General features: G+C 68.1%; 12 protein-coding genes. 10 read left to right on the plus strand and 2 right to left on the minus strand.

All coding sequences use genetic code 11. The features are described 5' to 3' along the window. Positions 1-7 precede the first annotated feature (7 nt). Positions 8-1,525, plus strand: coding sequence for a dihydrolipoamide acetyltransferase family protein (locus AC1C2R_RS08725; RefSeq protein ID WP_495379667.1), 1,518 nt, complete (start codon positions 8-10; stop codon positions 1,523-1,525). Positions 1,526-1,685: 160 nt separating this feature from the next. Here AC1C2R_RS08725 and AC1C2R_RS08730 read toward each other — a convergent pair whose 3' ends face one another. Then, the gene (locus tag AC1C2R_RS08730) at positions 1,686-2,177 is read right to left on the minus strand and encodes a MarR family winged helix-turn-helix transcriptional regulator (RefSeq protein ID WP_495379668.1); all 492 of its coding nucleotides are present in this window, start codon (positions 2,175-2,177) and stop codon (positions 1,686-1,688) included. 101 nt (positions 2,178-2,278) lie between these two features. Here AC1C2R_RS08730 and AC1C2R_RS08735 point away from each other — a divergent pair, with 101 nt between their 5' ends. Then, positions 2,279-3,184 (plus strand): alcohol dehydrogenase catalytic domain-containing protein, encoded by a 906-nt coding sequence (locus AC1C2R_RS08735; protein ID WP_495379669.1) that lies wholly within the window; start codon positions 2,279-2,281, stop codon positions 3,182-3,184. Positions 3,185-3,405: 221 nt separating this feature from the next. Here the strand turns inward: AC1C2R_RS08735 and AC1C2R_RS08740 are convergent, their stop codons facing one another. Beyond that, positions 3,406-3,891 (minus strand): GNAT family N-acetyltransferase, encoded by a 486-nt coding sequence (locus tag AC1C2R_RS08740; protein ID WP_495352087.1) that lies wholly within the window; start codon positions 3,889-3,891, stop codon positions 3,406-3,408. Between the two features lie 155 nt (positions 3,892-4,046). Between AC1C2R_RS08740 and AC1C2R_RS08745 the strand changes: the two genes are divergently transcribed. From AC1C2R_RS08745 to AC1C2R_RS08780, 8 genes are all read left to right on the plus strand, one after another. Further along, complete coding sequence (locus AC1C2R_RS08745) at positions 4,047-5,120, plus strand: metal ABC transporter substrate-binding protein (protein WP_495379670.1); 1,074 nt, start codon at positions 4,047-4,049, stop codon at positions 5,118-5,120. Between the two features lie 4 nt (positions 5,121-5,124). Continuing rightward, a complete protein-coding gene (locus AC1C2R_RS08750; RefSeq protein ID WP_495379671.1) occupies positions 5,125-5,913 on the plus strand; it encodes a metal ABC transporter ATP-binding protein in 789 nt (262 codons plus the stop codon). 47 nt (positions 5,914-5,960) lie between these two features. Further along, positions 5,961-6,926: a metal ABC transporter permease gene (locus AC1C2R_RS08755; protein ID WP_495379672.1), complete on the plus strand. Its 966-nt coding sequence runs from the start codon at positions 5,961-5,963 to the stop codon at positions 6,924-6,926. Next, positions 6,926-7,768, plus strand: coding sequence for a metal ABC transporter permease (locus AC1C2R_RS08760; RefSeq protein ID WP_495352091.1), 843 nt, complete (start codon positions 6,926-6,928; stop codon positions 7,766-7,768). Before AC1C2R_RS08755 ends, AC1C2R_RS08760 begins: the two co-directional genes overlap by 1 nt. After that, complete coding sequence (locus AC1C2R_RS08765) at positions 7,765-8,166, plus strand: Fur family transcriptional regulator (protein WP_495352092.1); 402 nt, start codon at positions 7,765-7,767, stop codon at positions 8,164-8,166. The genes AC1C2R_RS08760 and AC1C2R_RS08765 overlap by 4 nt, the downstream gene beginning before the upstream one ends. Before the next feature lie 370 nt (positions 8,167-8,536). Then, positions 8,537-10,009, plus strand: a complete 1,473-nt coding sequence (locus tag AC1C2R_RS08770; protein ID WP_495379673.1) for a quaternary amine ABC transporter ATP-binding protein — start codon at positions 8,537-8,539, stop codon at positions 10,007-10,009. Beyond that, positions 10,006-10,959, plus strand: coding sequence for an ABC transporter permease (locus AC1C2R_RS08775; RefSeq protein ID WP_495379674.1), 954 nt, complete (start codon positions 10,006-10,008; stop codon positions 10,957-10,959). Before AC1C2R_RS08770 ends, AC1C2R_RS08775 begins: the two co-directional genes overlap by 4 nt. Positions 10,960-11,209: 250 nt before the next feature. Then, the gene (locus AC1C2R_RS08780; RefSeq protein ID WP_495352095.1) at positions 11,210-12,106 is read left to right on the plus strand and encodes a glycine betaine ABC transporter substrate-binding protein; all 897 of its coding nucleotides are present in this window, start codon (positions 11,210-11,212) and stop codon (positions 12,104-12,106) included. Positions 12,107-12,257 lie beyond the last annotated feature (151 nt).

Raw genomic sequence — 12,257 nt, forward strand, 5'->3', positions numbered from 1 at the left:
AAAGAGCATGAGCGAGATCCGATTCCCCCTCCCCGATGTCGGCGAGGGCCTCACCGAGGCCGAGATCGTGCAGTGGCGAGTCGCGCCCGGTGATCACATCGTGCTCGACCAGGTCTTCGTCGAGATCGAAACCGCGAAATCACTCGTCGAACTGCCGAGCGCCTTCGAGGGCGTCGTCTCCGAATTGCTCGTCGAAGAGGGCAACACTGTCGACGTCGGCACGCCGATCCTGGTCATCCAGACGGATGCCGCTGGGCAAGCGTCGGGCGGCGAATCCGGCCCTGCTGTGGGCGGTGTCGGCGATGCCGCCGTCGATTCGACTCCACCGGCCGTCGGCGCCGCCACGGCGGCCGCACCTGCCGCGGTCGCGCCGAACGCGTTCGCATCTGCCGCGGGAACGTCGCAGCAGTCACCCGCTGCCGAGGCCCAGGCCGAGGGCAGCGGTGCGGTGCTCGTGGGGCACGGCAGCTCGGGTCCGCTCGAGACCCGCCGTCGACGTCACCCCAACCCCGACGGTGCGCACGGGCACCTCGCCCCGCCGCTGCCCGCTCCCCCGGCCGCGCCCGCCGCGGCACGGCCCGCGGTCGCGGGAGACATGCCAGGCGCGACATCCGCTGCCGCTGCCGGTGCGCCTGCAGCGCAGGCGTCGCGCCAGGCTTCACGGGTCCCGGTGATCGCCAAGCCGCCGATTCGCAAGCTCGCGAAAGACCTCGGCGTCGATCTGTCACGGGTTGCGCCGACCGGTTCGATCGGTGACATCACTCGCGACGACGTCATTCGCGAAGCGAGCCAAGCGAGCGTGTTCCGAAACATCCAGACGCCCGAATGGCCCACCGGACGCGAAGAGCGCATCCCGGTCAAGGGCGTACGCAAGGCGATCGCCAACGCGATGGTGCAGAGCGCGTTCCAAGCGCCGCACGTCAGCCTCTTCGTCGACGTCGACGCCAGCCGCACGATGGAGTACCTCAAGCGGCTGAAGGCGTCACCCGACTACGCGGGCGTCAAGATCTCACCGCTGCTCATCATGGCGAAGGCCCTGATCTGGGCGGTGCGACGCAACCCCACCGTGAACGCGCAATGGACCGACTCCGAGATCGTCGTCAAGCACTACGTGAATCTCGGCATCGCAGCGGCGACCCCCCGCGGACTCATCGTGCCGAACGTCAAAGATGCCCAGGCGATGACGATGGTGGAGCTCGCCACCGCGCTCGAGCAACTCACGCTCACCGCCCGCGAGGGCAAGACGCAGCCCGCCGAGATGCAGGGCGGCACGATCACGATCACGAACATCGGAGTGTTCGGCATGGACACCGGCACGCCCATCTTGAATCCGGGCGAGGTCGGGATCGTCGCGCTCGGCACCATCAAGCAGAAGCCATGGGTCGTCGACGGCGAGGTGCGACCGCGCTTCGTCACGACCATCGGTGCGTCGTTCGATCATCGCGTGGTCGACGGCGACGTGGCGTCGCGGTTCCTCGCCGATGTCGCGTCGATCATCGAAGAGCCGGCGCTGCTGCTCGAGTAGCCTCATGAGCTCGCCTTCCGAGCCGTAGCATCCGATCGTGAACTCGATCTCGCGAAACATGCGATACCCGATGTGAGCACAGACCGTGACATCATCGCCCGCTCGCTCAACGGGGAGCGGATCGGGTATCGAGCGCCACCCCACGGCGCTTCCAGGCGGTCTAGCGAGCTGATCGAGGTGGTAGGAGGCTCACGCAGTCGCTTCGAAGCGGGGTGAGAATGGATTCCGCGAGGTCCTCCAGTTGGTCCAGCTGCCGGTTCTCGAGAAGCTCGAACACTCGTGTACGGACTTCCGCGACGTAACCGGGCTCCACCTCCTCCACAAGGCGCGCCCCCGCCCGCGTCAGCCTCGCGAGGGTTTTTCGCGCGTCCGTCGGTTCGGTGCTGCGGGTGAGGAGGTTTCGTTTCTCCAACCGGCCGACGATCCGCGACAGGTGCGACGGTGTCACGCTGGCGGTGGCAGCCAGGCGGCTCATGTGAACTTCGCGGTCCTCGCTGAGTGACAAACAGCGCAGTACCCCGAACTCCGCGTGGCTGAGATCCGCAGACCGCTCGAGGTAGGTATCCAGTTCCGCGGGCAGCCACATCATGACGCCCACCAGCAGCGACCAAGTTCGGTCCTCCTGCGGAGAGAGGTGATCTGTTGCAGACATGATCACACGTTACCGATACTTACCGCGGAAAGGAATTCGTGTAGGGTTACTTTCCGCAGCAAGCATTTGCTGCGTCGTGCCCACCGGAAAGTAGAACTCCTATGCGCGCTGCCCGTTTCCACTCGTACGGAGCCCCTGACGTTCTCGTCGTCGAGGACGCGCCGGAACCTCATGCCAGTGAGGGTTCGGTTCGGATCAAGGTGCACGCCACGAGCGTGAATCCGATCGACGTTCTCCTGCGCGCCGGCCATTTTGAGCCGTTCCTACCCCTGCCCCTGCCCGCCATCCCTGGCCGGGACGCTGTCGGTGTCGTCGACGAAATCGGTCAGGGTGTGACGGGCACACAGGTGGGTGACGTCGTGTTCGGCTTGGGCGGGGTCAGCGACACCACGGCCGAGTTTGCGGTCCTGACTGCATGGAGCACCGTCCCTGACGGCTGGTCGACGGCGCAGGCCGCCGCAGCAGGGCTCGCGTCCGCCGCAGCCGCGGGTGCTCTCGACGCCCTGGGTGACCTGAACGGTAAGACATTTCTCATCGACGGCGCTTCGGGTGCTGTCGGCAGCGCAGCCGCAGCGTTCGCCCTCGCCGCCGGCGCCACCGTCATTGGCACAGGGCGCGAGAGCAACCATCCGTACCTGGAGTCGCTCGGTGTTCTCCCGACGACGTACGGCCCGGGGCTGGCCGAACGCGTGGCGACCCTCGCGCCCGGCGGCGTGGACGCAGCTCTGCATTCGACCCCGTCCGACTCGCTGTCAGAACTGCTGAGCATCGTCGGGGACACCTCACAGGTCGTCACCGTCATCGACGACCAGGGGGCCGCGAGACTCGGCGTCAGGAAAATCGACGCCCGCAACGAATCAGCCTTCCTGCGGTACGCAGCCGCGCTCGGGCGGGACGGGCGCTACACGCCCCGTGTCGACCACGAGTTCTGCTTGGCCGACATCGTCGAGGCGCACACCCTGGCAGCCGAGAGCGGCAGGGGCAAGGTCGTGATCACTCAGCCCTGACCGGCCTGGATATGTCTGTCCGACCCGACGCGGCCGCTGCCGACAAACGGAAACTGCCGCAGCAGCCGCGTCGTAGCAGCCGCGTCGCCGCTGCCCCTCGCTCGTGTTCGAGACAACCGGGAACTCATCCCGGTCGCTGGCAGCGGGCCGAAGCGGTCGCCGCCCGCACCTCCGGCTCAATCCTTCTCGAATGGTGCGTTCACCCGTTGAGGCGGCCGTCGTTACAGGCGCAATTCGTACGTGATGGCGTCAGGCGTGCGTGACGCCTGAGTGAATCCGGCGCGCTCGAGCGCGTGCCGCGCCGGCAGGTTGGCGACCTCGGCCTCGGCTTGAAGTGCGGCGACACCCGCGCTGCGCGCCAAGTCGACTACGGCCGTGACCGTGTGCAGCGCAAGGCCCTGGCCGCGAACGGCCGGCACGAGACCGAATGCGAACTCGACGGCGCCGTCGGTGCCCGGCGGGCCGAAGAGGTTCACTCCCCCGATGGCCGCACCGTCGTCGCCGCGGCGCACGAGGTAGGGCCCGAACGGGGCGGGGTCGCCGTTCTCCTGCACTGCGCGAAGGTACTCGGCGAGGAGCTCGGGTTCGTCGGTGAAGGCGTACGCGCCTTCCCATCCGTCATGAGGGTCGACCTCGCCGGAGAGCACGCGCTCGGCATCTGCGACGGTGAACGGATGCAACGTGAGGGGGGTCGTCGTCGTATCCACGTGCTTCACTCTCCCATGTCGGTGCGACACTCGCCAGACCTCTCCACAGGATGACGGCGGGAATGATTCACCCGTCGACCGATGTTCACCGAGTATGCGCGGGGCCGTTCTCTGATGGTTTTGACAATCATTATCAATAAGCTTATTGTGAAGACATGACCGCCCGATCCAACGCCGTTCGACGCCGCCAGCTCGCCTCGTTCGCAGGCGGGGCGGCCCTTGCGGCGGCGACGCTCGTGCTCGCGGGATGTGCGGCCCCCGCGGCATCCGATGACGGCCCCGCCGGCCCGACGATCGTCGCGACGACGACCCAGGTCGGCGACTTCACCCGCGAGCTCGTCGGCGACACCGCCGCGGTCACCGGACTCCTCTCCTCTGGCCAGAGTGCACACAGCTTCGACCCCTCGGCAGCTCAGCTGCTCGCCCTCTCCGAGGCTGACGCACTCGTCGTGAACGGCGGCGGGCTCGAAAGCTGGCTCGACGACGCGGTGCAGGCGTCGGGCTTCGACGGTGCGCTCATCGACGCCAGCATCGGCGTCGAGCTCTACGGCACCGACGATCACGAGCGCCACGAAGCCGAGGCGGCCGACGAGGCCGACGAGGCCGGTGCCTCCCACGAGGCCGAAGACGCGCACGAGGGTCACGACCACGGCGCCGGCAACCCCCACATCTGGACCGACCCCGAGCTCGCCGAACAGATGGTCGAGAACATCGCGCACGGGCTCCTCGAGGTGCCGGGCGTCGATACGGCGACGATCGAGGCGAACGAGTCCGCATACCTCGAGCGGCTCGAGGCGCTCGATGCGTGGATCGAGGAGAACATCGCGGCGGTGCCGGCGAGCGAGCGGCTGCTGGTCACCAACCATGACGCATTCACCTACTTCGTCGATGCCTACGACATCACATTCGTCGGCAGCATCATCCCGAGCTTCGACGACAACGCGGAGCCGAGCGCGGCAGAGATCGACGCGCTCGTCGAGCAGATCGGAGCGACGGGCGTGAAAGCGGTCTTCTCCGAGGCATCCATCTCGCCCAAGGCCGCCCAGACGATCGCGGCCGAAGCGGGCGTGACCGTCTACTCGGGCCCCGACGCCCTGTACGGTGACTCGCTCGGCGTCGCCGGCAGCGACGGTGAGACCTACCTCGGCAGCCAGATACACAATGCACGGCTGATTCTCGAGTCGTGGGGAGTCGTGCCTTCCGCGGTCCCTGCGGCACTGCAAGGATGACTTCATGAGCGACTCCCCCGTGCTGCGCCTGCACGCCGCCGCCTTCACGCATCCGGGCGGCGCCGGCGTCAGCGGTCTTGAGCTCGCGATCATGCCCGGCGAAGCCGTCGCGCTGATCGGACCCAACGGGGCAGGCAAGTCGACCTTGCTCAATGGCATCCTCGGCCTCGTGCCGCGTACCGCTGGCACGATCGAGTTCGGTGAGACCGACCGCGGTACCGCGGCGCGCACCTCGCATTCCGAGAATGGAATGGTCTCGTTCCTCCCGCAGTCGGCGGAGCTCGACAGCGACTTCCCGATCAGCCTCGAGCAGGTCGTCATGCAGGGCCGCTACCGCGGACTCGGGCTGTTCCGGTGGCCGGGGCGCGCGGATCGCGCGGCGGTGCGGCGGTCGCTCGAGGCGGTGGGGCTCGAAGGGCTCGGCAAGCGGCCGTTCGGCGAACTGTCGGGCGGTCAGCGACAGCGGGGCCTCCTCGCCCGCGCACTCGCCTCGGATCCGGCGCTGCTGCTGCTCGATGAGCCATTCAACGGGCTCGACCAGGCGAATCGCGATGCCCTCGTCGACACGATCCGCACGCTGAAGACCCGCGGAGTCGCAGTGATCGTCTCGACCCACGACCTCGAACTGGCGCGTCTCGTGTGCGACACAGTGGTGCTCGTCAACGGCACGCAACTCGCGAGCGGCCCGGTCGACGAGGTGCTCACACTCGGCAACGTGCAGGAGTGCTTCGAGGGGCTCGAGGTCGAGCTCGACGAGCACACCCTCGTCGTGCCGGGCCACGAGGGGCACTGAATGCCCCGCGAGACATATACGGTGTCGAACGCAGTGAATGGCGACGGATGTCGCTGACCGATGCGCTCTTCGGGGCATTCGCCATCCCGTTCATGGCCCGCGCTCTGCTCGTCATGCTCGTGCTCGCCATCGTCGCGGGCGTCGTCGGCGTGCTCGTCAACCTGCGAAGGCTCGAGTTCATCAGTGATGGACTGACGCACGCGGTCTTCCCCGGACTCGCCATCGGACTCGCGGTCGGGGGAACGTCGGGGCTTCTGCCGGGTGCGGCGATCGCAGCACTCGGCGGCGCGCTCGCGCTCACCTGGCTCGATCGAGCGGGCATCACCTCCGACGCAGCGATCGCCATCGTGCTGACCGCGACCTTCAGCGTGGGCGTCATCGTGGTGTCGCGAAGCGACGACTACGCCGGCGAGCTCGAGGCGCTGCTCTTCGGGCGAGTGCTGACCATCCCCCCTGCCGAAGTGGCACCGCTCATCGTCGTGAGCCTCGTCGCGCTCGGCATGGTGGTGTTGACGATGAAGCAGCAGCTCTTCCGGGCGTTCGACCCGAAGGGGAGCCGTGCAGCGGGCAACTCGGCGCTCGTGCTCGATCTCGTGCTGAACTCGGCGATCGCACTCGTCGTCGTGGCGGCGGCGAGCACGATCGGCACGTTGCTCGTGCTGGCCCTGCTGATCGTGCCGGGTGCGGTCGCGCGGCTCGTGACGACACGGTTGTGGTGGTTGTTTCCCGTGGCGGTCGTCTTCGCGGCCGTCGCGGCGTGGCTCGGGCTGGCCGTCGGGTTCGCTGCGTCGGTCGGCGCGGGCGTCGACCTGCCGGCTGGCAGCACCGTGGTCGCGGTGTTCGTGGTCGGGTACGCGTTGGTGCTGCTCGTGAGCTCGGTGATCAGGCGTGGCCGAGCCGGTTCGCGGGTGGGTCTCGATACGCGGCCTCCTGCGTCGGGCGCTGCTCGACCGGCGGGTGCGGCGGGGTCGGGCGCTGCTCGACCGGCGGGTGCGGCGGGGGAGTCGCGCTGATGGGGTACTTCGAGCGGGCGCTCCTCGCAGCGATCGTGATCGGCGCCGGCGCCGGATTCGTCGGCGCCCTCGTCGTGGTGCGCCGGCGCACCTTCTTCGCGCAGGCGCTCACCCACGGCACGTACCCGGGCGCGGTCGCCGCGGCGGCGCTCGGGGTGAGCGTGCCGGCGGGCGCCGCCGTGGCATCCGTCGTTCTCGTCGCCGTGATGGCGGGCATCGCACGCGTGAGGCGGCAGGGCGCACAGGTCGCCGCAGGAATCGTGCTGACCGGTGGTTTCGCAGCCGGCGCCCTCCTCCAAAGCGTGATTCCCGGGCTGCCGGTGCGGGCCGAGTCGCTGCTCGTGGGCTCGATCCTGACGGTGAGCGACGGAGATATTCTGCTCGCGGCATCCGTTGCGGTGATCGCGGTCGTCTGCGTCGTGCTGTTCGGCAAAGAGATCGCGTTCTCGACGTTCGACCCGAACGGGTTCCGTGCCGCCGGATACCGAGAATGGCCGGTGGAACTGCTCGTGCTCGGCCTCACGGCGGCCTCGGTCGTGAGCTCGCTGCCGGCGGTTGGCGCGATTCTCGCGATCGCCCTGATCGCCGCACCTGCGGCGGCCGCTCGAGTGGTCGTGCGCTCGTTCCGCGGCATCCTCGTCGTCGCACCCGTCATCGGCGCAGCGGCGGGGGTGCTGGGAGTGATCGCCTCACGGGCGTTCGCGATTGCGGCCGGCCCAGCGATCGCGCTCACCGCCACCGCCTTCTTCCTGCTCGCACTGGGAATCTCCAAGCTGCGAGGACTACCGTTGAATCGAGTCGCCATACCGGTGGAGACCGCAGAGGACGCCCGCATCGCATGAAGCGCAACACCTGGCAACGAGAGGCCGTTCGCGAAGCCCTCGACGACACCGAGGGGTTCATCAGCGCGCAGGCGCTGCACTCGACGCTGCACGCCGGCGGCTCGCCCATCGGCCTGGCCACCGTGTACCGCGCGCTCGGCGATCTCGCCACCTCGGGTGAGGCCGATTCGCTGCAGTCGCCCGACGGCGAAGCGCTCTACCGAGCGTGCAGCACGACGGGCCACCATCACCACCTGATCTGCCGCAACTGCGGTCTCACGGTCGAGATCGCCGCTGATGAGGTCGAGACGTGGGCGAAGGCCGTTGCCGCCGAGCATGGATTCACGGGTGCGGCGCACGTCGTCGATGTGTTCGGGTTGTGCGCCAACTGCACGAAGCTGCAGGCCGTGGGGGCGTAGGGGCTGCCGTTCGGCTCGATTTGCAACGATAAAGCCCAGGTCAACCCGATATTCATACGATTCGATTTGGGTTGTGCGGAATACGTCGATACGGTGGACGAGGTCCTGCAAGACCCAATCGCCTAGTCCGCGCACGATTATGCCGAATTGGCATGGTGGAGCGTACGGTTCGGCGGCGGAGCACCGGCCCCGATGACCGAGTGCGACGAAGGTGTGATTCGCCCGCGACCACAGCACCGCGTCGCGAGCTCGAGTTCGGCCTTCCGACTCGCCGTCAACCCGGCCGTGACCCAAGAGTCAGCATCGCCCGAATGCTGATCGCGCACGTACGTCGTGTGCGGCATTCGGCGTGCGCTCCGGGAGCCCGTTCATGACCGATACGTCTGCACTCGCCGACACCACCGCACTCGAGGTGCACCGCCTCACCAAGTTCTTCGGCCGAAAGCCGCGCGAGGCGTTGGAGCGCCTGCGCGCCGGCGCGAGCCGCACCGAGCTCGCCCCGCTCGGCACCGCGGCCGTGATCGACGCCGAATTCACCGTGCAACGCGGTGAGATCTTCGTTGTGATGGGCCTCTCCGGCTCGGGCAAGTCGACCCTCATCCGCACGCTGAACGGACTGCTCGAACCGACCGGCGGGTCCGTCACGGTGATGGGGGAGACCATCACCGGAATGACGCCGAAGCGATTGCGGGAGGTTCGCCGCCGCCACGTGTCGATGGTCTTCCAGCACTTCGCGCTGCTGCCGCACCGCAACGTTCTGGAGAACGCGGCCTACGGCCTCGAGATCCAGGGGGTTCCGGCCGCCGAGCGGCGCGAGCGCGCCGAGCACATCCTCGAACGCGTCGGGCTCGGCGGATGGGGCGACAAGATGCCGGCCGAACTCTCGGGCGGCATGCAGCAGCGAGTCGGTCTCGCCCGCGCGCTGGCATCCGACACCGACATCCTCCTCATGGACGAAGCGTTCTCGGCCCTCGATCCGCTCATCCGCAAGGAGATGCAGGAGCAGCTCGTCGAACTGCAGCAGGAGCTCGGCAAGACGATCATCTTCATCACCCACGACCTCAACGAGGCGATGTTCCTCGGCGACCGCATCGCCATGATGCGCGACGGCCGGATCGTGCAGATCGGCACCGCCGAGGAGATCCTCACGGACCCCGCTGACGACTACGTCGCCCAGTTCGTGCAAGACGTCGACCGCTCCCGCGTGCTCACCGCTGGCAACGTGATGGAGGCGCCGCGCGCGGTCGTCACGGCATCCGCCGGCTCCCGGGCCGCCCTCCGATCGATGCGCGATCTGCAGACCTCCATGGTGTTCGTGGTCGGCAGCGGCCGGCGCCTCCTCGGCGTCGTGCACGACCGCGACGTGCTGCGGCTCGTGCAGCGCGGTGAGCGGTCACTCGAAGCCGCCATCAGCGACGACCACCCGGTGGTCAGCGCAGACGAGCACCTCTCCGAGCTCTTCGAGAGCGCCGTCGAGAGTCAGCTGCCGCTCGCGGTCGTCGACGAGCAGGGCCGTCTGCTCGGCGCCGTGCCCAGGGTGACCCTGCTCGCGGCGCTCGGCAACGTCTCGACGAACACCGCCGAGATGTCGATCATCGAGACGCCCGCCACCATCCCGGTCGACGTGATCACGGCGACGCTGCACCGCACAGCCCGGCCCGATACCGCCCTCGCCGACGCTGCCGACGAGTCCGCGGTCGCCGCGGCCGCGGCGGAGGCCGCCGACATCCGTGCCGAAGCGTCGACCCGCGATGCCGACGCGATGCGAGCCGATGTCGACGTGATGCGAGCGGATGCCGACGTGATGCGAGCGGATACCGCGGGGGAGAGGAGCCCGGCATGATCGACTTCCGTCTTCCGCTCGGCGAGTGGGCCGCTGCCTTCATCCACTTCATCACCGACGTGCTCGGCGGATTCTTCACCGTCGTGCGAGGGATCTTCGCCGGCTTCTACGATGTCATCGACTTCGTGCTGCAGGCACCGCCGTTCTGGATCGTCATCATCGTGCTCGCCGGCGTCGCTTGGCTCGCCAAGGGGTGGAAACTCGCTGTCGGCACCGTCGTCGGCCTGCTCGTGATCGTCGGCGTCGACCAGTGGGACAACGCCATGTCGACGCTCGCCCTCGTGCTCGTCGCCTCGCTCATCGCGGTCGTGGTATCCGTTCCGCTCGGCATCCTCGCCGCGCGCTCCGACGTCGCGTCGAAGATCATCCGCCCGATCCTCGACTTCATGCAGACGATGCCAGCGATGGTCTACCTGATCCCCGCCCTCATCCTCTTCCGCGTCGGGGTCGTGCCCGGCATCGTCGCGACCATCATCTTCGCGATGGCCCCGGGTGTGAGACTCACCGAGCTCGGCATCCGGGGTGTCGACAAGGAGGTCGTGGAGGCGGGCCAGGCATTCGGCTCATCGCCGTGGCGCATCCTCCGCCAGATCCAGCTGCCGCTCGCGATGCCGAGCATCATGGCCGGGGTCAACCAGGTCATCATGCTCTCGCTCTCGATGGTCGTCATCGCCGGCATGGTCGGCGCGGGCGGCCTCGGCGGCATGGTCGTGCAGTCCCTCACGCGCATCGACGTCGGGCTCGGCTTCGAGGCGGGCCTGTCGGTCGTGATCCTCGCGATCATCCTCGACCGGGTGACCGGCGCGCTCGGCACCAAGCGCAACCCGAACCGGCGCAGACAGTCGCAGGTGACGGATGTCGCTGAGCCGGCCGATGCCGAGCAGACCGATCTGGCGCAGGAGCGTGTGCCTGCGGCATCCGCGGCCCGCGCTCGCATTCCCGTCGCCTGACGTCCGCGCCTCACCCTCGCAGCAATTCAGGAGCGGAGGTGTGTCGCGGCCGGATTCCCACCGGAATCCGGGCGACACGCCGGCGCGAACCTGAATTGCGGACATCCCGAACCACATCCCGAAGTACATCCCGAAGTACATCCCGAAGTACATCCCCGAAGCTCGGGCGCGCGACATCCGCTCGCCCAAGAGGCCGCTCAGGCGGCCATCCCCAACACCCGTGCCACAGCACACGGGAGGAAAGGAACACATGAAGAAGCGCATGCTCACCGGAGCACTTGCACTCGGAGCGGTCGCCGCTCTCGCACTCAGCGGCTGCGCCGCCGACGCCGGAGCCGAGGCCCTCGAGAACGGTGACCAGAAGGACATCACGATCGCCGTATTCAACGGCTGGGATGAAGGAGTCGCGGCAAGCGAGCTCTGGAAGGCCGTGCTCACCGAGCAGGGCTACGACGTCACCCTCGAGTACGCCGACCCGGCCCCTGTCTACACCGGTCTCACGACCGACGACTACGACGTGACGCTCGACACCTGGCTGCCGATCACGCACGCCGACTACATCGAGCAGTACGGTGACGACCTCGTCGACCTCGGCTCGTGGAACGACGACGCCAAGCTCACCATCGCGGTGAACGAGGACGCCCCGATCGACTCGCTCGAGGAGCTCGCCGCGAACGCCGACCTCTTCGGCAACCAGCTCGTCGGCATCGAGCCGGGCTCGGGGCTGAACCGGGTCACGACCGACGAGGTCATCCCGACGTACGGGCTCGACAAGATGGAGTACGTGACGAGCTCGACGCCTGCGATGCTCGCCGAACTGACCGCGGCCACCGAGAACGGCGAGAACGTCGCCGTGACCCTCTGGCGCCCGCACTGGGCCTACGACGCGTTCCCGCTGAAGGACCTCGAGGACCCCGAGGGCACGCTCGGCGACGCCGAGGGCATCCACTCCTTCGGCGGCAAGAGCTTCGCGGCGAACTACCCCACGGCCGCGGGCTGGCTGAAGAACTTCGCGATGGACTCCGAGCTGCTCTTCTCGCTCGAGAACGCGATGTTCAACAGCGGCGCCGACTCCGACGACTACGCACCGGTCGTCGAGCAGTGGATCGCCGACAACCAGGAGTACGTCGACTCGCTCACCGAGTAGTCAGGCAATCGAGCGGCATCCCGCTCGGCAATCACGACAGGCGGCGGCTTCCACACGGGGCCGCCGCCTGTGCCATACCTCCCGCCGAACAGCGGCGGGCGGATCGACCCCGGACACGCCGGGGATCCCGCACGGCTGCGGGAGGAAGGAA

The organism is Agromyces sp. Y182 (assembly GCF_059445385.1).

Excerpts from the sequence above, each read along its gene's own strand:
- AC1C2R_RS08760 (WP_495352091.1), top strand. The coding sequence starts at position 6,926 with ATGGGGTACTTCGAGCGGGCGCTCCTCGCAGCGATCGTGATCGGCGCC.
- AC1C2R_RS08745 (WP_495379670.1), top strand. The coding sequence starts at position 4,047 with ATGACCGCCCGATCCAACGCCGTTCGACGCCGCCAGCTCGCCTCGTTC.
- AC1C2R_RS08780 (WP_495352095.1), top strand. The coding sequence starts at position 11,210 with ATGAAGAAGCGCATGCTCACCGGAGCACTTGCACTCGGAGCGGTCGCC.
- AC1C2R_RS08765 (WP_495352092.1), top strand. The coding sequence starts at position 7,765 with ATGAAGCGCAACACCTGGCAACGAGAGGCCGTTCGCGAAGCCCTCGAC.
- AC1C2R_RS08770 (WP_495379673.1), top strand. The coding sequence starts at position 8,537 with ATGACCGATACGTCTGCACTCGCCGACACCACCGCACTCGAGGTGCAC.
- AC1C2R_RS08750 (WP_495379671.1), top strand. The coding sequence starts at position 5,125 with ATGAGCGACTCCCCCGTGCTGCGCCTGCACGCCGCCGCCTTCACGCAT.
- AC1C2R_RS08735 (WP_495379669.1), top strand. The coding sequence starts at position 2,279 with ATGCGCGCTGCCCGTTTCCACTCGTACGGAGCCCCTGACGTTCTCGTC.
- AC1C2R_RS08725 (WP_495379667.1), top strand. The coding sequence starts at position 8 with ATGAGCGAGATCCGATTCCCCCTCCCCGATGTCGGCGAGGGCCTCACC.
- AC1C2R_RS08730 (WP_495379668.1), bottom strand. The coding sequence starts at position 2,177 with ATGTCTGCAACAGATCACCTCTCTCCGCAGGAGGACCGAACTTGGTCG.
- AC1C2R_RS08775 (WP_495379674.1), top strand. The coding sequence starts at position 10,006 with ATGATCGACTTCCGTCTTCCGCTCGGCGAGTGGGCCGCTGCCTTCATC.
- AC1C2R_RS08755 (WP_495379672.1), top strand. The coding sequence starts at position 5,961 with ATGTCGCTGACCGATGCGCTCTTCGGGGCATTCGCCATCCCGTTCATG.